Below are 20,708 nucleotides of genomic sequence, written 5' to 3'. Positions count from 1 at the left end.
ATGCGCCGGAGGGTTGGGCAATAATCTATCGCGATACGGGGGAGGCGAAAGTGTCCCGCGCGCGGGTGGGCTGGCCGCTTGATAGATTATTGCGCGCGGGTTTGCCACGCATGCGGATACCGCATTCTGCATGGTTGGCATGTGCGATGCGCATGACGCCGTCGCCCGAACGGGCTTTGGTTGCGTCCGGGCCCCTGCGCACCCGCTCGCATTCAGCCTGTGGATGACGGTGATGACCGCCACTTCGCGCACCGCGCCGGGTGGCCTGTCACGAAGACGCGAAAACCGAGCCGGGTAAAGGCCCATTAGGGATTTGATAACCCGATGGGCGCCACCATATGTAGTATGGAAGTGAGTTTGAGGCCCCAGATCAAGGCAAAATCTGGTTTGACCGAGGGGCCAGACTCGCACTAGCGTTCGGGCTCTGAGCGATGGGCGTCCCACATGTATCGGTCGTGGATGCCAGCCGCACACCCAGAACCCCTGTTCTGCGAACCGCCACGGCGCGGCGTCCTGCGCCGTGCCCGACGTATCGTCACGACTGCCACATTCATCATTTAGAATGATCGGCCCGCACGGGGCCGAGCCGAAGGAGCTACCGGTCATGCGCGTTGAACGCCGCTACACGCACGAGGGCCGTTCCCCTTACGCGGACATTCCGTTCCGCGAGACCGTGAGCGAGATCCGGAACCCGGACGGCTCGGTGGTCTTCCGCCAGGAAGGCATCGAGGTCCCGGCCCAGTTCTCCCAGGTGGCGAGCGACATCCTTGCGCAGAAGTATTTCCGCAAGGCCGGCGTGCCCGCGCGCCTCAAGAGCGTGGAGGAGAACACCGTTCCCTCCTTCCTGTGGCGCTCGGTGCCCGACGAGGCGGCCCTCGCGGCGCTGCCCGAGAAGGAGCGCCTGATCGGCGAGACCTCGGCCAAGCAGGTGTTCGACCGCCTCGCCGGGACCTGGACCTACTGGGGCTGGAAGGGCGGCTATTTCGACACCGAAGCCGACGCCCAGGCCTTCTATGACGAGCATCGCTACATGCTCGCCCTGCAGATGGCCGCACCCAATTCGCCGCAGTGGTTCAACACCGGCCTGTTCTGGGCCTACGGCATCGATGGGCCCGGCCAGGGCCACTTCTACGTGGACCACGAGAGCGGCGAGCTTCTCGCCTCCACCTCGGCCTATGAGCATCCCCAGCCGCACGCCTGCTTCATCCAGTCCGTCAGCGACGACCTGGTGAACGAGGGCGGCATCATGGACCTGTGGGTGCGCGAGGCGCGCCTGTTCAAGTACGGCTCCGGCACCGGCTCCAATTTCTCGTCCCTGCGCGGCGAGGGCGAACGCCTGTCCGGCGGTGGCCGCTCGTCCGGCCTCATGAGCTTCCTCAAGATCGGCGACCGCGCGGCGGGCGCCATCAAGTCCGGCGGCACCACCCGCCGCGCCGCCAAGATGGTGGTGGTGGATGCCGACCATCCGGACATCGAGGCCTATGTGAACTGGAAGGTGATCGAGGAGCAGAAGGTCGCGGCCCTCGTCACCGGCTCCCGGCTCAATGCCAAGCACCTGAAGGCCGTGCTCAAGGCCTGCGTGAATTGCGAGGGCGAGGCGGACAGCTGCTTCGAGCCGGAGAAGAACCCGGCGCTGAAGCGCGAGATCAAGGCCGCCCGCAAGGCCGGCGTGGCCGACGCCGCCATCCGCCGGGTGATTCAGTATGCCCGCCAGGGCTACAAGGACATCGACGTTTCCATCTACGACACCGATTGGGACGGCGAGGCCTACATCACGGTGGCCGGCCAGAATTCCAACAATTCCGTGCGCGTCACCGACGACTTCCTGCGTGCGGTTGAGGCGGACGCGGACTGGAACCTGATCCGCCGCACCGACGGCAAGGTGGCCAAGACCGTCAAGGCCCGCGAGCTGTGGGAGAAGATCGGCGCCGCCGCCTGGCATTGCGCCGATCCCGGCATCCAGTTCCACACCACGGTGAACGACTGGCACACCTGCCCGGCGGCCGGTGAGATCCGGGCATCCAACCCATGCTCGGAATACATGTTCCTCGACGACACCGCCTGCAACCTCGCCTCGCTGAACCTGCTGCAGTTCCGCGACGCCGAGAAGCGGTTCGACGTGGAGAGCTACGAGCACGCGGTGCGGCTGTGGACCGTGGTGCTGGAAATCTCGGTGCTGATGGCCCAGTTCCCGTCCCGCCGCATCGCCGAATTGTCCTATGAATATCGCACCTTGGGCCTCGGCTACGCCAATATCGGCGGCCTGCTCATGTCGAGCGGCATCCCCTATGACTCGCCCCAGGGCCGAGCCATCGGCGGCGCGCTGTCGGCCATCATGACCGGCGTGAGCTATGCCACCTCCGCCGAGATGGCCTCCGAGCTGGGTCCGTTCCCGGCCTACAGCGCCAATGCCCAGTCCATGCTGCGGGTGGTGCGCAACCACCGCCGCGCCGCCCACGGCCTCAAGGACGGTTATGAGGGCCTGTCCATCGCCCCGGTGCCCCTCGACCAGGTGTCCTGCCCGGACACCCGCCTCGTGGCCCATGCCACCGCGGCCTGGGACAAGGCTCTGGCGCTGGGCGAGCAGCATGGCTTCCGCAATGCCCAGGTCTCGGTGATCGCCCCCACGGGCACCATCGGCCTGGTGATGGACTGCGACACCACCGGAATCGAACCCGACTTTGCCCTGGTGAAGTTCAAGAAGCTGGCCGGCGGCGGCTACTTCAAGATCATCAACCGGGCGGTGCCGGAGGCGCTGCGCACCCTTGGCTACTCGGAAGCCGAGATCGCCGAGATGGAGGCCTATGCGGTGGGCCACGGCTCGCTGGCGCAGGCCCCGGCCATCAACCATTCCACCTTGCGCACCAAGGGCTTCGACGACGCGGCCATCGCCAAGGCCGAGGCCGCGGTGAAGACCGCGTTCGATATCAAGTTCGCCTTCAACCGCTGGACCTTCGGCGAGGAATTCCTCAGTCAGGCCCTCGGCGTGCCCGCCGCGCAGCTGGCCGACCCCAAGTTCGACCTCCTGAACTTCCTGGGGTTCTCAAAGTTCGACATCGACGCGGCCAACGTCCACGTCTGCGGCGCGATGACTCTCGAGGGTGCCCCCTTCCTGAAGGCCCAGCACCTGCCGGTGTTCGACTGCGCCTCTCCGTGCGGCCGGCTCGGCAAGCGCTACCTGTCGGTGGAGAGCCACATCCGCATGATGGCGGCGGCGCAGCCCTTCATCACGGGCGCCATCTCCAAGACCATCAACATGCCCAACGACGCCAGCGTCGAGGATTGCAAGGCGGCCTACCTCTTGTCCTGGCGCCTGGCGCTGAAGGCCAACGCGCTCTATCGCGACGGCTCCAAGCTATCCCAGCCCCTCAACGCCCAGCTTGTGGCGGACGACGAGGACGAGGACGACGCGGTGGAGGCCCTGGTGGCCCAGCCCAACGCGGCGCGGGTCGCCACCGTCACCGAGAAGATCGTGGAACGGGTGGTGGAGCGCATTGTCGAGCATCGGGTGCGCGAGCGGGAGAAGATGCCCGACCGTCGCAAGGGCTACACCCAGAAGGCGCTGGTGGGCGGCCACAAGCTGTATCTGCGCACCGGCGAATATGATGACGGCCGCCTCGGCGAGATCTTCATCGACATGCACAAGGAGGGCGCGGCGCTCCGCTCGCTCCTCAACAACTTCGCCATCGCCATCTCCCTCGGCCTGCAATACGGCGTGCCGCTGGAGGAGTATGTGGACGCCTTCACCTTCACCCGCTTCGAGCCGGCGGGCCCGGTGCAGGGCAACGACACCATCAAGTACGCCACCTCCATGCTGGACTATGTGTTCCGCGAGCTTGCGGTGTCCTATCTCGGCCGCAACGACCTCGGCCACGTGGACCCCCACGAGACCGGCTTCGACGCCCTCGGCAAGGGCGCGGACGAGGGCAAGGCGCCGAACCCGGCGAACCGCGTCGTCTCCAAGGGCCTGGTGCGTGGCAAGACCGTGAACCTGCTGGCCCCCCAGCCGGTGGCCACCGAGCCCCGCTCCGGCACCGACAACGTGACGGTGCTGCGCGCCCCGACCTTCGGCGCCACCGCGCTGAAGACGGACGTGGCCGAGCTGCCCGAGCCGGCGCCGCAGGCGCAGGAGATCGAGGCGGCGGTGGAAAGCCTGATGGACAAGTCGCTGCCGTGGGGCGCCACCGCCCGCAAGGCCGAGGCCCGCGCCGAGGCGCGCGCCAAGGGCTATGAGGGCGAGGCCTGCCCTGAGTGCATGAACTTCACCATGGTGCGCAACGGCACCTGCCTGAAGTGCGACACCTGCGGCGGGACGACGGGCTGCAGCTGACAACTTCAACCGCCCCGGGTGATGCCTGGGGCGGTGGAAAATCCGTCGCTGCATCTGCTTTGACGCAGGCACCCAACAAAAAGGGTAAGTGAAGAAGTCGGAGCGGCCGAACGATGCGGCCGCTCCGACTTTTAAATGCTTTGGACGGTTTCCAGATTATTGGGGAACTCACCGAGATGCTCACCCTCTATTCCTATCCGGAACTGTTCGGTGTCGCCGACAACAATGGCTACGGCCTCAAGGTCTTCGCTTATCTGAAGCTGGCTGGCGTGCCGTTCGAGCACCGCCACCTCTTCGATGCCTCGGCCGCGCCGCGCGGCCAGCTGCCCTATATCGAGGATGATGGGGTTGCCATCGGCGACAGCGAAGCCATCCTCGCCCATGTGCGCCGCACATATGGGGTGACCCTCGACGACCATCTCGGCACACACGAGCGCACCGTGGCGCTCCTCGTCACCCGCATGCTGGACGACCTGTATTGGGTCATGTCCTATTCCCGTTGGAAGGACGAGGAGTTCTGGCCCCAGTTCCGCGATGCGTTGATGGGCCAGCATCCGGTGCTGACGGCCGAGGCGCTGGAAAGGGCCAAGGCGTTCAACGCCCAGCGCTATTACTATCAGGGCATCGGCCGCTATGCGCCGCCGGAAGCGTATGGGCGCGGGCTCGCGGACCTCGCCGCGCTGGCCGATCTCGTCCCCGCCGAGGGCTTCCTGTTCGGGCAGCGCCCCTCCAGCACGGATGCCGCCATCTACGGCTTCCTCGCCAACATCCATTTCTATCCCATCGCGACGCCGTTGAAGGCGTTTGTCGATGCGCACGAAAATCTGGTGCGGCATTGCACGGCGATCCACGCCTTGATCGGGGCGGCCGTGCCGCAAGGGGGCGGCTGAAGGTGGCAGCGGACAACGCCTCGTCGGCCCCCGCAGCAACCTGATCCTGCTCCGTTCCCCTCAGAACGCCGGTGTCGGCGCGAACAGGCAGAGGGTGCGCGCCTCGCGCTTGCCCTGGATCGAGCAGCGATGGAACTTGCCGTCCGGGCTCTCGGGCACGGCGTCGCGCGGGAAATATTCGCCCGTCGCCTTGATGAAATAGCCCTGGCCCACGAATTCCACGTCCTCCGGCCCGACCTCGTAGCAATCCTGCCCCGAGCAGCAATAGGCCGGATACCATTCGTGGCTGCGGGCGAGACGCGGCACGAGCGCGACCGCGGACAGGCACAGGGCAAGGCCCAGGGCGCGCTGTATGGTGCGCGGCAAAGCGAGGCGTGGCCTGGCGTGGCCGGGGCGCGGCCCCGTGGACGGTGGCGTTCGATACGACCTCGGATACGTCATGCGCGACGGCTCCGTCTTGCCCGAGGCCGGGAGCGGCCGGCTCGGGACATTACGAGCCGATCAGGATGACCCAACCGGCAGAAAGCTCAAAGGAATTTTGGTGGTGTCTCAGTTTGAAAGTCTGCTGCTTCGACTGGGCGCACTATAGAACCCTCTCCCGCAAGCGGGAGAGGGGGGACGGCGCATTTGGAACTGAGACAATATCGGATTTTGATGCGGAACCATGTGCCGGGCGCTCCGCCAACGGGAGGACCGGCTCAGGCGTGGATCAGTCCACGTCCTCCACGCTGTCGGGGCCGCCGCCATAGGCGCGCTGGGCCAGGGCCGCCTGCATGAAGGGATCGAGGTCGCCGTCCAGCACCTCCTGCGGGGTGCCGGAGGTGACGCCGGTGCGCAGGTCCTTCACCAGCTGGTAGGGCTGGAGCACGTAGGAGCGGATCTGGTGGCCCCAGCCGATGTCGGTCTTGGCGGCCTGCTCGGCAATGGCCTCGGCCTCGCGCTTCTTCAGCTCCAGGTCGTAGAGCTTGGCGCGCAGCATGTTCCAGGCGGTGGCGCGGTTCTTGTGCTGGGAGCGGTCGCCCTCGCTCACCACCGCGATGCCGGTGGGAATGTGGGTGAGGCGCACCGCCGATTCGGTCTTGTTCACGTGCTGGCCGCCGGCGCCGCCGGAGCGCATGGTGTCCACCCGCACGTCGGCTTCCTTGATGTCCACCACGATGCGGTCGTCCACCACCGGATAGACGTCCACGGAGGCGAACGAGGTCTGGCGCCGGGCGTTGGAATCGAACGGCGAGATGCGCACCAGCCGGTGCACGCCGGCCTCGGTCTTCAGCCAGCCATAGGCATTGTGGCCCTTCACCTGGATGGTGGCGGACTTCAGCCCGGCCTGCTCGCCCTGGGATTCGTCCATCAGCTCCACCTTGAAGCCGTGGCGCTCGCACCATCGCCGGTACATGCGCAGCAGCATCTCGGCCCAGTCCTGGCTGTCGGTGCCGCCGGCACCCGCATGGACTTCCAGATAGCTGTCGTTGGAATCGGCCTCGCCGGAGAGCAGGGCCTCCAGCTCGCGCCGGGCCAGCTCCGCCTTCAGGCCGTCGAGGGAGGCGGCGGCCTCGGTGATGACGCCTTCGTCACCCTCCGCCTCGCCCAGCTCGATCAGCTCGATATTGTCGTCAAGGTCGCGCAGCACGCGGTCGATGGCGCCGAGGCCGTCCTCCAGCGTGGTGCGCTCCTGCATGAGCTTCTGCGCCCGCTCGGGGTCGTCCCAGAGCTTGGGGTCCTCGACGATGGCGTTCAGCTCCGCCAGACGCCGCCGCGAGCGGTCCACGTCGAGGTGGGACCGCAGCAGGTCCAGGGAAGCTCTGATCTCGTCGACCTTTGCGGCGAGTTCCGCGCGCATGGCTCATCATACTCCGGCTGGATCGGGATACGGTCGGGCCAGGCGCCCGAGCCGACACTCCGTCTCCATGTCTGGGAAGGTCATGCACCGATCGGCCGCAACGCGAGGCCGATCGGTGCATGACCGAAGGGGGCCGCGGAAAATAGCGGCGGCGCGCGCGGGTGTAAACGGAAGAGGCGGCGCTTCGCTCCCCGCGTTCCGGTTCTTGCGCGTTCGGGATCCCGCGCGGTCAGGGTTTGGCGGGCGGCGCGTTGGCGGCAAGCCAGCCGGCGACGTTCGTCGCCTCCAGCGGCCGGGCGAAGACATAGCCCTGGACGGCATGGCAGCCGAGGGCGCGCAGCAGGTCGGCCTGCGCCGGCGTCTCCACGCCTTCCGCCACCACCGCCATGCCGAGGCTCTGGCCGATGAGGATCACCGCCGTGGCCAAGGCGAGGGCGTTCCTGTCCTGCTCGATGCTCAGCATGAAGGAGCGGTCGATCTTCAGCTCGGCGATGGGCAGGCGCGACAGGGCGCTGAGGCTGGAATAGCCGGTGCCGAAATCGTCCATGGCGATGCGCACGCCCAGCGCGTCGATGGCGCGCGCGGTGGCGAACGAGTTGGGATTCTGGTCCATGGTCACCCGCTCGGTGATCTCGACCAGAAGGTCGCAGGGGGCGAGGTGGTGCCGCTCCAGCGCATCGCAGATGATGCCCACGATCTCGCCGCTGCGGAAGCTCAGGGGGGAGAGGTTGACCGAGACGTGGGGCACCGCCACCCCTTCGGCGCGCCAGAGGGCCATCTGCCGGCAGGCCTCATCCACCGCCCACTGGTCGATGCTTTCGATGAAGCCGTATTCCTCCGCCAGCGCGATGAAGCGGGGCGCCGGCACCTCGCCATGGACCGGATCGGACCAGCGGGCGAGGGCCTCCACGCCGTGCAGCGCGCCGCCCGCAAGCGTGCCGCTCGAGAGGGTGCCGCCCGAGAGGGTGATCTGGGGCTGGTAGACGAGGCGCAGGGCGTGGTTCTGCACCGCCTCGCGCAGGGCGACAGACAGCACCAGGCGGTCCTCCACCCTTTTGTTCAGGTCCTCGGTGAAGAACTGGAACCGGCCCCTGTCCTTGCGCTTGGCCTCGTGCATGGCGGTGTCGGCGTGCTTCAGTAGAGTCTCGGCGCTGGTGCCGTGCTGGGGATAGAGGGCGATGCCCACCGACGCCGACATGGTCAGGTGCAGCTTCTGCGCCGGAATGGGGGCGCCCATGTAGTCGATGAGGCGGCGGGCGATGCGCGCTGCCTCTTCCGCGGCGCAGTCGTGCACCAGCACCACGAACTCGTCGCCGCCGGTGCGGCCCACCGTATCCCCGGTGCGCAGCTGCGCCTTGAGGCGCCGTGCCATCTCCACCAGAAGCTCGTCGCCAATGGAATGGCCGAGGGTGTCGTTCACGTCCTTGAAGTGGTCCACGTCGAGCATCAGCACCGCGAGGGGCTCGTCGCGCTCGCCCGCCGTGGCGATGAGATCGGACAGGGATTCGATGAGCCGGCGGCGGTTGGGCAGGCCGGTCAGCGTGTCGATGGTGGCAAGGGTGGCGATGCGGTCGCGTGCTTCAGAGCGCTCCAGGATCAGCGCGCACAGGTCGGAGCAGACCGAGACCACGCTTTCGAGCCAGGGCGCGGCGAAGGGCGGGCCGGGGAAATAGAAGGCGAAGGTGGCGGCAACCTTGCCGCTGCGCAGCCTCGCCGGGATCGACCAGCAGCCCTTGATGCCGGGCGGAAGCACAAGGTCCTGGAACTCCTCCCACAGCGGGCTCGTGGCGATGTCCTCCACCATCACCGCCTCGCCGCGGAACGCCGAGGTGCCGCAGCTGCCGCATTTGGGGCCGATGGGCAGGCCTTCCACCGCGCTCGAGAATGCGGCCGGCAGGCTGGGGGAGGCCAGCACCGTCAGCCGGTCGTCGGCGGTGACGCCGAGGATCGAGCACAGGACGCCGGGGGCCAGCTCCTCCACCTTGCGGCACAGCAGCTCGAGGATATCGCGGGCCGGAGCGTCGGCGGCCAGCGCCGCGAGCACCTGCCGCTGCAGGTCCTCCATGAGCCGGGTGTGGGTGATGTCCGCCAGCACGGCGACCACGTGCTCAAGCGCGCCGGTGACCTGGTTCAGCACCGGGGTGACGATGGCCGAGACCCACACCTCGTTGCCGGAGGCGCCGCGCAGCGGCACGTCTTCCGGGAACGGTACCCGGCGCTTGATGCCGCTGTCGATGCGCGCGGCGAGGTCGGCGGCTCCCCTGCCGGCGGCCAGCAGATCCTCCAGCGCGTGCCCCTCGGCCTCGCCCTCGGCATAGCCGAGCATCTCCTGGAAGGCGCGGTTGGTGTAGACGATCCGGCGCCGCGCATCGGTGACGACCACGCCGCGATCGGTCTTCTCGGCGACCAGGGATAGGATGCTTATGTGCTCAGCCGCCCCTGCCGGACCCGGCAGGGCCTGCACCACCGCCGCATAGCCGGGCTTGCCGGCGTGCCACACCCGCTCCACGCGGATGAGGGCGAAGGCGTTCGAGCCGTCCGGCTGTGTGATCACCACCTGCCGGTCGGCGCCGACCGTGTCCTCTACGGTCCAGCGCAGCGCCGGGTCGAAGCGCAGAGCCGCCGGAAACACGGCGCGCGCGTCGCGGCCGACCATGGCGGCGGCGGAGAGGCCCCACAGGTGCTCGGCGGCCGCATTGACGAAGGTGACGATGCCGTTCTCGTCCAGGAACACCACCGCATCCGCAGCCCGGCTGGCGGCGACCGGAGGAAGAGCTGCGATCGTCTTGCCCATGGCTGCGGCTCCGCGCCGAGAGGGCGCCAAGAAGGCGCATTGCGGACGACACGAGGCATGAAAGGTCCGCCTGCCCCGGAAGCTCGATCCGAGGGCTGGTGTCCGTCACATGGAAACGGCTCCGCTGCCCACTGGATCGACCTGCTCCAACGGCAGCTTATCGAATCCGCAGATGTTGTACAGAAAGCTGCGCTTCTCGGTTAACCGCCCCCCGCCGCGCCCGGCCGAGGCCGATGTCGCCCGCGGTCGGCAGGCGTGGGCTCAGTAGAGCCCGCCGCCGGTGCGCACGGGGGCGCTGGGCTCGGGCGCGGAGCCATCGGTGCCAGAATAACCCGCCACGCTATAGCCGTCGGGCGGGGCGGTGCCGGGCTTGAAGGCCTCCAGGATGGAGCTGTCGCCGGCACCGGCGCGCTGGCCGCTCTTGCGGTCGATGCGCACCAGCTTGATGCCCGCCGGCACCCGGAACGGGATGGCCGGCCGGTCGGCGATGGCGACCTTCATGAAGTCACGCACGATGGGTGCGGAGATGAGGCCGCCGGTGGAACCCTTGCCCATGGGCTTGGGCTTGTCGTAGCCGAGATAGACGCCCACCACGATTTCCGGCGTGAAGCCGATGAACCAGGCGTCCTTCTCCTCGTTGGTGGTGCCGGTCTTGCCGGCGATGGGCTTGCCCAGCTCCTTCAGGGCGGTGCCGGTGCCGCGCTGGACCACGCCCTCCATCATGGAGGTGATCTGGTAGGCGGTCATGGGGTCGAGCACCACCGGGCGGCGGTCCACCAGGCTCGGCTCGGGCTGGTTGTCCCACTTGTCGGCCTCGCAGCCGCGGCATTCGCGCTCATCGTGCTTGAAGATGGTGTGGCCGTAGCGGTCCTGGATGCGGTCGATGAGCGAGGGCGTCACCTTGCGTCCGCCATTGGCGATCATGGCGTAGGCGCCGGTCATGCGCATCAAGGTGGTCTCGCCCGACCCGAGCGCCATGGCCAGATAGGGCGGCATGTCGTCATAGATGCCGAAGCGCTTGGCGTATTCGGCGACGATGGGCATGCCCACGTCGTTGGCAAGGCGCACGGTCATCACGTTGCGCGACTGCTCCAGGCCGAAGCGCAGGGTCTGCGGGCCGTAGAACTTGCCGGAATAATTCTCCGGCCGCCACGTGGCCTGTCCCTGTTGCTCCAGTTCGAACGGCGCGTCCATGACGATGGTGGAGGGCGTGTAGCCATTGTCCAGCGCCGCCGAATAAACCAGCGGCTTGAACGATGAGCCGGGCTGGCGCATGGCCTGCGTCGCGCGGTTGAACTGGCTTTCGTCGTAGGAGAAGCCGCCGGAGATGGCGAGCACGCGGCCTGTGGTGGGTTCCATGACCACCATGGCGCCCTCCACGCCCGGCGGCTGGCGCAGGCGCCACTGGCCGGTGCGGTCGCCCAGAGGCTCCACATAGATCACGTCGCCGGGCTTCAGCACCTGCGGCAGGGGGCGGCGGGTCCATTTGGCGCCGTCCACCGGGATCAGGCCCACCTCGCGGTCGGTGGAGCGGGCGCCGGACTTGGTGCGCGGCGGCTGCAGGCCGATGCGCGCATTGTCCTTGCCCACGTCCAGCACGATGGCGAGGCGCCAGGGGATGTCGGTCAGCTCCTTGATCTCGCCCAGCTTCACGCCCCAGTCGACCCCGCCGGAGAGGTCCACATGGGTGACGGGCTTGCGCCAGCCGCGCTCCTCGTCATAGCGCACGAGGCCGTCGGTGAGGGTCTTCTTGGCCAGCACCTGCAGCTTGGGATCAAGCGGCGTGCGCACCGAGAGGCCGCCCTCGTAGAGCTTGCGCTCGCCATAGCGCTCGTAGATCTGCCGGCGGACCTCTTCGGCGTAATATTCCGCGGCGAAGATCTGCGCGCCGGTGGCCCGCGGGGTCACGTCCAGGGCCGACTTCTTGGCCGCCTCGCCCTCCTGCGGGGTAACGAAGCCGTTCTCCACCATGCGGTCGATCACCCAGTTGCGGCGATCGGTGGCGCGGGAACGGTCGCGGAACGGGTTGTAGGAGGAGGGAGCCTTCGGCAGGGCGGCGAGATAGGCCACCTCCTGCACGTTCAGCTCGTCCACCGACTTGTCGAAATACACCAGGGCTGCGGCGGCGATGCCGTAGGCGCCCATGCCGAGATAGATCTCGTTGAGATACAGCTCGAGGATGCGGTCCTTGGAATAGGTGCGCTCGATACGCAGGGCGAGCAGCGCTTCCTTGACCTTGCGGTCCAGGGACACCTCGTTGGTGAGAAGGAAGTTCTTGGCCACCTGCTGGGTGATGGTGGACGCGCCCTGGGGCCGGACGTTCTTGCCGTAATTCTGGAAATAGAAGGCCGCTGCGCGGAAAATGCCGGTGGGGTCGATGCCGCCGTGCTCGTAGAAATTCTTGTCCTCGGCCGACAGGAAGGCCTCGATGACCAGCTTGGGCACGGACTGGATGGGAATGTAGAGACGGCGCTGCTTGGCATACTCGGCAACCAGCGCGCCGTCGGCGGCGTGCACGCGGGTCATAACCGGAGGCTCGTAGTTCTGCAACTGGGAGTAGTCTGGGAGGTCCTGGGAGTACTTCCACACGAAATAGGTCGCGCCCGCGGCACCGGCGAGAAGCACCACGGTGGTGAGCGCGAAAACGAACCCCAGAAACCTCAAGATCAACCGCATTTCGCCGGTTCCCTCCCACGGCGCCCCATATGGCGCGGCACCGCATAGCGCGACTTCACTCCCGTGCGAAGGCCCCACAGTGCGGGGCCGGTGCCGGCAGCGCAACTTCCCTGTCACGTCCGCGCGAGTGGAATGCGCACGTCAGCGCCGCACGTGAAGAGGAATCGCAGATCAGAGGCTATGGCGGGCAAACGTGGCCGCTTCGCGACGCGGCTGGTACCGCCGGCAAACGAAAACGCCTCCCGGAGGACCGGGAGGCGTCATCTTAAAGGGTCAGGAGGCGTTAGAGCAGCAGGCTGGGCTCAGCCGCCGAACAGCTTGCGCTGCCACCACCCGGACTTCTTGCTGGCCGCGCTCTCCTCGCTGGCCGGGGTCGCCGGCTCGGGGGCGGGCGGAGATGCGACCTCGGGGGCCGGCGCCTCGAAGGTGCCGGCTTCGGAGGCGTTTGATGCATCGACCGGGGCCGCGGAAGTCTCCGGCTCCGGCTGAAGCTCGGACGGAGCACTGCTCACCGCCGACACCTCGGCGGCGGTGTCCGCCGCGACGATCACCGGCGCCTTCTCGCGCACCGTGGAGCGGCGGCGCGGTTTGGCGGGTTCGACGGCTTCCGGCTCGGCCGCCTTCTTTACCGCCGCCTTGGCCTCGGGCGCCTCCACCACCGCCGGCACCGGCGCCGGGGTGAAGAGGACGGGCACGGAGGGGATCTCTCCGGCCAAGGCTTCGGGCGCTTCCACCGGGGTCACCGGAATGCGCAGCTCGAACTCAGGGGCGGCTTCTCCCGCGTCCTGGCCCTCGGCGACGGCATCCGCCTCGTCGGCTTCGTCCGAGTCCTCTCCATCGCTCTCGCCGGCTGCGAGCGGGGTGTCGCCCTCGCCCTCGCGCTCCCGGCGGTTGCGGCGGCCGCCGCGACGGCCGCGACGGCGGCGGCGGCGCTCGGCATTTTCCTCGTCGGAGCGCTCGGCGTCGGCGGCCCGCTCCTCCTCGGAGCGGTCGTCCTCCTCGCCTTCGCCCTCGTCGCCATCCTGGGCCTCGGCGGAGGCGTCGTCCTCCTCCTCGCCCTCGGCGCCACCCTCGCGGGTCTCGTCCTTCTCGCCCCGCCGCCGGCGGCGGCGACGGCGGCGCTTGCGATTGCCGTCATCGGCACGATCGCCGGCCTCGCCTTCGGCCTCGGGACCGGCTTCGGCCTCAGCCTCGGCGGTCTCCTCGACGATCTCCTCGTCCTCCTCCTCGGCATAATCCTCGTCGAGCAGGATGGAATCGGGGTGCACCACGGAGCTGGGGCGCGGCGCGGGGGCCGGCGGCACGGCCAGTTCGCCCTTCTCGATGATGAAGGGCTGGTGGCCGGTTACGCTCTCGTCGGCGACGATGGCCAAAGTGACGGAGAAGCGCTCTTCCAGCTCGCGCAGGTGGGCGCGCTTCTGGTTGAGCACATAGAGCGCCACCTCGGTGCGGGTACGGGCGTAGAGGTTGTGCGTGGCGGCGCGCAGCAGCTGCTCTTCCAGAGCGCGCAGCAGCTGGAGCGACACGGACGCCGCGGAGCGGACGTGGCCGGTGCCGCCGCAGTGCGGGCACACCTCGATGGAGCTTTCCAGCACGCCGGTGCGGATGCGCTGGCGCGACATCTCCAGCAGGCCGAAGTGCGAGATGCGGCCGATCTGGATGCGCGCCCGGTCGTTCTTCAGGCAATCCTTGAGCTTGCGCTCCACCGCCCGGTTGTTGCGCTTCTCCTCCATGTCGATGAAGTCGACCACGATGAGGCCGGCCAGATCGCGCAGGCGCAGCTGGCGGGCGATCTCCTCGGCGGCTTCCACGTTGGTCTTGAGCGCGGTGTCCTCGATATGGTGCTCGCGGGTGGCGCGGCCCGAGTTCACGTCGATGGAGACGAGGGCTTCCGTCGGGTTGATGACGATGTAGCCGCCGCTCTTCAGCTGCACCACGGGGGAGAACATGGCGTCAAGCTGCTGCTCCACCCCGTAGCGGGCGAAGATGGGCTGCGGCTCGCGATAGGGCAGGACGCACTTGGCATGGCTCGGCATGAGCATGCGCATGAAGTCCTTGGCCTCGCGATAGCCGTCCTCGCCGGCCACGTGAACTTCGTCGATGTCCTTGTTGTAGAGGTCGCGGATGGCGCGCTTGATGAGCGAGCCTTCCTCATAGACCAGGTTCGGCGCGGCGGAGGACAGGGTCAGCTCGCGCACGGTCTCCCACAATCGCAGGAGGTATTCGAAGTCGCGCTTGATCTCCACCTTGGTGCGGTTGGCGCCGGCGGTGCGCAGGATGATGCCCATCCCCTCCGGCACCTCCAGGTCCTGCACCACTTCCTTCAGGCGCTTGCGGTCAACGGTGTTGGTGATCTTGCGGGAAATGCCGCCGCCACGGGCGGTGTTGGGCATGAGAACGGAATAGCGGCCGGCCAGCGAGAGGTAGGTGGTGAGGGCGGCGCCCTTGTTGCCGCGCTCCTCCTTCACGACCTGCACCAGCATCACCTGGCGGCGGCGGATGACTTCCTGGATCTTGTAGGAGCGGGCACGGCGCTGCGGCGCGCGCTCGGGCACCTCTTCCAGGGCGTCATCGTCGGCGCCGAGATGCTCGATCTCCTCTTCCTCGTCGATCTGGTCGACGTCGCCGTCATCCTCGTCCTCTTCCTCGTCGTCCTCGACGGGGCGGGTCTCGGTGCGGCGGGTCTCCTCGATATCGAGGATGGGGGCGGGGTGGGTCTCGCCCTCGGGGGCCTCCCGCAGGCGCAGGTCGGCGTTCGCGTCGGCGTGCTGCTCCTGCGGGGCCGGCAGGGGGGTACCGTAAGTGGCCTCGACCTCGGCTTCGCGGACCTCGGCGGACGCTTCGGCGGCCTCGGCGGCGGACAGCAGGTCGGTCACGCTCTCAGGTGCGTGGTGCTCGGGCGCATGATGCTCGGGCGCGGGGTGCGCGCTCTCGGCGGCGGGGGCGTCCTGCCAGGAGCCGGCTTCAGCCTGGGGCTGGCCAGCCTCTGGCGTGTCACCTTGGGGCGCGTCGTTGAATTCGGTCGCCACGGTATCCGAGGACGCCTCGAAGCTGGACGGCGCGTCGCGGGTGGCCGCCTCGGCCTCGGCGGCGACCGTCTCGGCCTCCTCGACGGGCTCGCTCACGGCGCGGTCGGAGCTGGAGCGCCGGGCCCGGCCGCGCTCGCGGCGGCGGTCCTTCAGCTCGGCCTCGTCGTCGGCGAGGCGGGCGGCGCGCTCCTCCTCCTCGATCAGGGCGAGGCGGTCGGCCACGGGGATCTGGTAATAATCGGGATGGATCTCGCTGAAGGCGAGGAAGCCGTGGCGGTTGCCGCCATATTCGATGAAGGCGGCCTGGAGCGAGGGCTCCACGCGCGTCACCTTCGCCAGATAGATGTTGCCCCGCAACTGCTTGCGGGTCGCAGACTCATAGTCGAACTCTTCGACCCTGTTCCCGCGCACGACCACGACCCGGGTTTCCTCCGGGTGGGTCGCATCGATGAGCATCTTGTTGGCCATGGAATTCTCTCTTCACGGCGCCGCGGGCAAAGGTCCGCGACAGCCGCCCAGGCGCGCCCCATTGCGGGGCGGCCGGGCCGCTCGGGCGCCGGATGTGATGACGTGAGGACGAAATGGAGAAGCGGGTGCGTCGGGGCGTGTCGCTACGACCCTCGACGTCGGGGCACACGGGGGCGCGCATAACGCGCCTGTCGTGCGGAGAAAAATCCATGCCCTCGGCTACCCGTTCCTCGATGAAGGGTTCAGGCCGGATGAAAGGCGGGCGCCTCGTTCCGGCCACGGCACACGTTCGCCCGATTCCCCAGATCGTCCCTTGCGGCTCTTCGGCTGAGGCGGCCGGTGGGGCTGTCGCATCGAGCGCCGGTCGGGCGCTCACCGCGGGGCTCCACAAAGTGGTCGAGCCGCCAGCGGCGATGGCAGTGTTCCCGCACTTCCGGGCATCCGGCGCGCTCAGCGGCCCGCCCGGGATCGAAGAAACACTGTCCTGCGGCAGCCGCGGCAGCCGGGGCCGAAGGGCCTGTTCCGGAACGCGAACTGTGTACCCTGCCATTCTTACCCGCCCAACTTCCTGCTTGGCAAGGTTTATGCGTCCACTTCCTCGTTCCAGCAGGCTATAACGCTTCGTCAACGGGGCGTTTACGGACGCCGCCTTAAGCCTGCCCTCCTTGAGTGGCCCGATCATGGGCTCGATCCAGCGATCGCGCGAAGATGGGGTGCCGATGAAGCTGCGTCTGGACCTGCGCCGGGACCCGCGCCTCTTGCCGCGCCCGGATCCCGGCCGCAGGCCGGCCCACACCCCCATGGCGGGCGGGACAAGGCGCCGCAGCGGTTTGCGCGCGGTTTTCGGCGCCTTTTTTCTGGGCGTGCTCACGTTCGCGTCATGCCTGGCCGCCCCGTCGGCCCGCGCCGGGGAGGCTGATCCGCCGGCGCAGGCCCAGCCCAATGCGGCACCGCCGGCCGCTGGCGGTCCCGCCACCGCCAGCGATGCCCGCCTTGCGGGCGATGCCCAGCGCACGCGCCTCGTGATCGACCTCGACCGGGCGGTGGAATTCCACGCCTTCACCCTGGCCGATCCCTACCGGGTGATCCTCGACCTGCCGGAGGTGGCCTTCGCGCTCCGACCTGAGTCGAACCAGCTGAAGAGGGGGCTGGTTGCTGCCTACCGCTTCGGGGTATTTGCGCCGGGCAAGGCGCGCATGGTGCTGGAGGTGACCGGGCCGGTGGCCATCGACAAGGCCTTCGTGCTCGATCCGGTGGACGACCAGCCCGCCCGCCTGGTGGTGGACCTGGTGAAGACCGATCCCGACACCTTTGCCCGCACGGCGGCGCGCTCCGCCGCCCAGCGCACCGCAATGCCCGCGACCCCCATCGTGCCGCCGGAGGCCGGCGACACCCGGCCGGTGGTGGTGCTCGACCCCGGCCATGGCGGCATCGATTCGGGCACGTCGGGCTATTCGGCCTTCGCCGAGAAGAATGTGGTGCTGGAGACCGCGTTGGCCGTGCGCGAGCTTCTGGAGCGCTCCGGCGCCTATCGGGTGGTGATGACGCGCTCCACCGACACCTTCGTCCCGCTGGGCGAGCGGGTGCGCATCGCCCGCGCCCATCGCGCTGACCTGTTCGTGTCGTTCCACGCCGATGCGCTCGCCCGCGGCGAGGGGCAGGCGCGGGGCGCCAGCGTCTACACCCTGTCCGATACGGCGAGCGATGCGGACGCCGCCCATCTGGCGGAAAAGGAGAACAAGGCCGATCTCATCGCCGGCGTGGACCTCTCCGACGAGACCGACGAGGTAGCGGGCATCCTGGTGGACCTCGCCCAGCGCGAGACGCGCAATTTCTCGGCCCTGCTCGCCCGCTCCCTGGTGGGCGCCATGAAGAACACGGTGCGCTTTCACCGCTCGCCGCTGAAATCCGCCGGCTTCCGGGTGCTGCGCGCCCACGATGTGCCTTCGGTGCTGGTGGAGGTCGGCTACATGTCCAGCAAGGAGGACCTGAAGCTGCTCACCTCGCCGGATGGCCGCGGACGCATCGCCGAATCGGTGGTGGTGGGCATCAACCAGTTCTTCGCCCAGAAGGCGGCGGGCCTGCACGCCGCCGCCGACGACGACAAGGCGGCCGTGCCGCGCTGAGCTGAGGCGAGCCCGTTCACAGCCCCCGGGCGATAACGATGCGCTGCACGTCGCTGGTGCCCTCATAGATCTGGCACACCCGCACGTCGCGATAGATGCGCTCCACCGGGAAGTCGGCGAGATAGCCGTAGCCGCCATGGATCTGGATGGCGGCGGAGCACACCTGCTCGGCCATTTCGGAGGCGAACAGCTTGGCCATGGAGGCCTCGGTGAGGCAGGGCTGGCCGGCCTCGCGCAGCGCCGCCGCGTGCAGCACCATGTGCCGTGCTGCCGCGATGCGGGTTGCCATGTCGGCGAGGCGGAAGGCCACCGCCTGATGCTCCCGGATGGGCTTGCCGAAGGTGATCCGCTCCCCGGCATAGGCCTTCGCCGCCTCGAACGCCGCGCGCGCCATGCCCACGCACTGGGAGGCGATGCCGATGCGCCCGCCTTCGAGGTTCGACAGGGCGATCTTCAGCCCCTCGCCCTCGGCGCCGAGGCGCAGGTCGGCGGGAAGGCGCATGTCGTTGAAGGCGAGCTGGCAGGTGTCGGAGGAATGCTGGCCCAGCTTCTCCTCCACCCGCACCACCTCGTAGCCGGGGGTGTCGGTGGGCACGATGAAGGCCGAGATGCCCTTCTTGCCCGCCTCCGGATCGGTGACCGCGAACACGATGACGAGATTGCCGTTCTTGCCCGAGGTGATGAACTGCTTGGCACCGGAGAGGATGTAGTGGTCGCCGTCGCGCCGGGCGCGGGTCTTCAGGTTGGCGGCATCCGAGCCCGCCTGCGGCTCGGTGAGGGCGAAGCCGCCGATCCACTCGCCAGAGGCGAGCTTCGGCAGGAAGCGCTGCTTCTGCGCTTCGCTGCCGAACTTCACGATGGGCATGCAGCCCACGGAGGAATGGACCGCCACGATGGTGGAGCACGCCCCGTCCGCCGCTGCGATCTCCTCGATGGCGAGGGCATAGGAGACGAGATCGGTCGCCACGCCACCGAGCGCTTCCGGCACCAGCATGCCGAGGAAGCCGAGGGCGCCCATCTCGGTCAGCTCTTCGCGGGGGAAACGGTGCTCTCGGTCGCGGGCGGCGGCGCCGGGGGCAAGGCGGGCCGAGGCGAAGGCCCGCACCGCGTCACGGATTTCGGTCTGGGTCTCGGTGAGGATCATGGGCGTGTTTCCTCCGGATTATTGTTTTGGTGATGGCGTTTTCCTCTCCCCGCCTGAGGGAGAGAGCTCGAGAACCCTCCCCTTCATGCGGGGGAGGACAGGGTGGGGGCAGGCCCTCTCCGCATTCCCGCCGCTGGTATTCTGCCCCGGCGCCTCTGCCTCCCCCGCAAGCAGGAGAGGGCTTTTCCCGGCTCTTACGACAGCCGCTCGATGGCCACCGCCGTGGCCTCGCCGCCGCCGATGCACAGGGAGGCGATGCCGCGCTTCAAGCCGTATTTCTGCAGCGCGGCCAGCAGCGTCACCATTACCCGCGCGCCGGAGGCGCCGATGGGATGGCCGAGCGCGCAGGCGCCGCCGTGGACGTTCACCTTGTCCGCCGGCAGGCCGAGATCGTGGATGGCGGCCATGGGCACCACGGCGAACGCCTCGTTGATCTCGAACAGGTCCACATCCTTCAGGTCCCAGCCGGTGCGCTCGGCCAGCTTGCCCACCGCGCCGACGGGAGCGGTGGCGAACAGGTTCGGCGCCTGGGCGTGGGTGGCATGGCCGACGATGGTGGCGAGCGGGGTGAGCCCGTGCGCTTCCGCCTGTGACCGCCGCATCAGCACCAGGGCCGCCGCGCCGTCCGAGATGGAGGACGAGTTGGCCGCCGTCACCGTGCCGCCCTCGCGAAAGGCGGGCTTGAGGGTGGGGATCTTGTCGAGCTTGGCCTTGGGCGGCTGCTCGTCGGCGGCCACCACGCGCTCGGCCTTGCCGGCCTTCACCGTGACCGGAGTGATCTCGGCGTCGAACGCGCCGTCCGCCATAGCCTTCTGCGCCTTGGTCAGGGAGGAGATGGCGAAGGCGTCTTGCGCCTCGCGGGTGAACTGGTAGGCCTCGGCGCAATCCTCGGCGAAGGTGCCCATGAGGCGGCCCTTCTCGTAGGCGTCCTCCAGCCCGTCGAGGAACATGTGGTCCAGCACCCGGCCATGGCCCATGCGATAGCCGGCGCGGGCGCGGTCGAGCAGATAGGGGGCGTTGCTCATGCTCTCCATGCCGCCCGCCACCGCCACCTCGGCGGAGCCGGCCAGCAGCAGGTCATGGGCGAACATGGCCGCCTTCATGCCGGAGCCGCACATCTTGTTGACGGTGGTGGCGCCGGTGGAGAGCGGCAGGCCGGCCCCCAGCGCGGCCTGGCGGGCGGGTGCCTGGCCAAGGCCGGCGGGCAGCACGCAGCCGAACACCACCTCGTCCACCGCGTCCGGCGCAAGACCCGCGCGGGCCAGCGCCGCGGCGATGGCGGTCGAGCCGAGGACGGGTGCGGCGACATCCTTGAAGTCGCCCTGGAAGCCGCCCATGGGGGTGCGGGCGGCGCCGACGATGACGATGGGATCTTCCGTGCGGGTGGTCATGGGATCGTCCTTCCGAGGCT

At 68.5% G+C, this 20,708-nt stretch carries 10 protein-coding genes; 3 read left to right on the top strand and 7 right to left on the bottom strand.

Annotated features, from left to right (window positions below; genetic code table 11):
- The first annotated feature begins 604 nt into the window (after nt 1-604).
- Both FZ033_RS02205 and FZ033_RS02200 read left to right on the top strand, forming a co-directional pair.
- Nucleotides 605-4,330: a vitamin B12-dependent ribonucleotide reductase gene (locus FZ033_RS02205; RefSeq protein WP_149574523.1), complete on the top strand. Its 3,726-nt coding sequence runs from the start codon at nt 605-607 to the stop codon at nt 4,328-4,330.
- Between the two features lie 176 nt (nt 4,331-4,506).
- Nucleotides 4,507-5,220, top strand: coding sequence for a glutathione S-transferase family protein (locus FZ033_RS02200; protein WP_149574522.1), 714 nt, complete (start codon nt 4,507-4,509; stop codon nt 5,218-5,220).
- A 60-nt stretch (nt 5,221-5,280) separates the two neighbouring features.
- Here FZ033_RS02200 and FZ033_RS02195 read toward each other — a convergent pair whose 3' ends face one another.
- The 5 genes from FZ033_RS02195 to FZ033_RS02175 all read right to left on the bottom strand — a co-directional run bounded on the left by FZ033_RS02195 (nt 5,281) and on the right by FZ033_RS02175 (nt 16,027).
- Nucleotides 5,281-5,661, bottom strand: a complete 381-nt coding sequence (locus FZ033_RS02195; protein ID WP_149574521.1) for a hypothetical protein — start codon at nt 5,659-5,661, stop codon at nt 5,281-5,283.
- 268 nt (nt 5,662-5,929) lie between these two features.
- The gene (gene prfB / locus FZ033_RS02190; RefSeq protein ID WP_149574520.1) at nt 5,930-7,060 is read right to left on the bottom strand and encodes a peptide chain release factor 2; all 1,131 of its coding nucleotides are present in this window, start codon (nt 7,058-7,060) and stop codon (nt 5,930-5,932) included.
- Between the two features lie 229 nt (nt 7,061-7,289).
- Nucleotides 7,290-9,854 carry an EAL domain-containing protein gene (locus FZ033_RS02185; RefSeq protein ID WP_149574519.1) on the bottom strand — a complete coding sequence of 855 codons (2,565 nt, stop codon included), beginning with the start codon at nt 9,852-9,854 and terminating at the stop codon, nt 7,290-7,292.
- A 261-nt stretch (nt 9,855-10,115) separates the two neighbouring features.
- Nucleotides 10,116-12,530 carry a penicillin-binding protein 1A gene (locus FZ033_RS02180; protein WP_149574518.1) on the bottom strand — a complete coding sequence of 805 codons (2,415 nt, stop codon included), beginning with the start codon at nt 12,528-12,530 and terminating at the stop codon, nt 10,116-10,118.
- 302 nt (nt 12,531-12,832) lie between these two features.
- Nucleotides 12,833-16,027: an Rne/Rng family ribonuclease gene (locus FZ033_RS02175; RefSeq protein WP_149574517.1), complete on the bottom strand. Its 3,195-nt coding sequence runs from the start codon at nt 16,025-16,027 to the stop codon at nt 12,833-12,835.
- A 719-nt stretch (nt 16,028-16,746) separates the two neighbouring features.
- Between FZ033_RS02175 and FZ033_RS02170 the strand changes: the two genes are divergently transcribed.
- A complete protein-coding gene (locus FZ033_RS02170) occupies nt 16,747-18,153 on the top strand; it encodes an N-acetylmuramoyl-L-alanine amidase (RefSeq protein ID WP_232847290.1) in 1,407 nt (468 codons plus the stop codon).
- Between the two features lie 16 nt (nt 18,154-18,169).
- Here FZ033_RS02170 and FZ033_RS02165 read toward each other — a convergent pair whose 3' ends face one another.
- Together FZ033_RS02165 and FZ033_RS02160 are read right to left on the bottom strand one after the other, a co-directional pair.
- Nucleotides 18,170-19,297: an acyl-CoA dehydrogenase family protein gene (locus FZ033_RS02165; RefSeq protein WP_149574516.1), complete on the bottom strand. Its 1,128-nt coding sequence runs from the start codon at nt 19,295-19,297 to the stop codon at nt 18,170-18,172.
- A gap of 194 nt (nt 19,298-19,491) precedes the next feature.
- A complete protein-coding gene (locus FZ033_RS02160; protein ID WP_149574515.1) occupies nt 19,492-20,688 on the bottom strand; it encodes an acetyl-CoA C-acyltransferase in 1,197 nt (398 codons plus the stop codon).
- Between the last annotated feature and the right edge of the window lie 20 nt (nt 20,689-20,708).

It is taken from the genome of Xanthobacter oligotrophicus (genome assembly GCF_008364685.1).
GTDB classification, from domain to species: domain Bacteria; phylum Pseudomonadota; class Alphaproteobacteria; order Rhizobiales; family Xanthobacteraceae; genus Xanthobacter; species Xanthobacter oligotrophicus.
This window is presented reverse-complemented; position numbering and strand designations above follow the sequence as displayed.

Bases quoted from the DNA above. Each gene is read 5' to 3' on its own strand.
- FZ033_RS02205 (WP_149574523.1), top strand. From the start codon at position 605: ATGCGCGTTGAACGCCGCTACACGCACGAGGGCCGTTCCCCTTACGCG.
- FZ033_RS02200 (WP_149574522.1), top strand. From the start codon at position 4,507: ATGCTCACCCTCTATTCCTATCCGGAACTGTTCGGTGTCGCCGACAAC.
- FZ033_RS02195 (WP_149574521.1), bottom strand. From the start codon at position 5,661: ATGACGTATCCGAGGTCGTATCGAACGCCACCGTCCACGGGGCCGCGC.
- prfB (WP_149574520.1), bottom strand. From the start codon at position 7,060: ATGCGCGCGGAACTCGCCGCAAAGGTCGACGAGATCAGAGCTTCCCTG.
- FZ033_RS02185 (WP_149574519.1), bottom strand. From the start codon at position 9,854: ATGGGCAAGACGATCGCAGCTCTTCCTCCGGTCGCCGCCAGCCGGGCT.
- FZ033_RS02180 (WP_149574518.1), bottom strand. From the start codon at position 12,530: ATGCGGTTGATCTTGAGGTTTCTGGGGTTCGTTTTCGCGCTCACCACC.
- FZ033_RS02175 (WP_149574517.1), bottom strand. From the start codon at position 16,027: ATGGCCAACAAGATGCTCATCGATGCGACCCACCCGGAGGAAACCCGG.
- FZ033_RS02170 (WP_232847290.1), top strand. From the start codon at position 16,747: ATGAAGCTGCGTCTGGACCTGCGCCGGGACCCGCGCCTCTTGCCGCGC.
- FZ033_RS02165 (WP_149574516.1), bottom strand. From the start codon at position 19,297: ATGATCCTCACCGAGACCCAGACCGAAATCCGTGACGCGGTGCGGGCC.
- FZ033_RS02160 (WP_149574515.1), bottom strand. From the start codon at position 20,688: ATGACCACCCGCACGGAAGATCCCATCGTCATCGTCGGCGCCGCCCGC.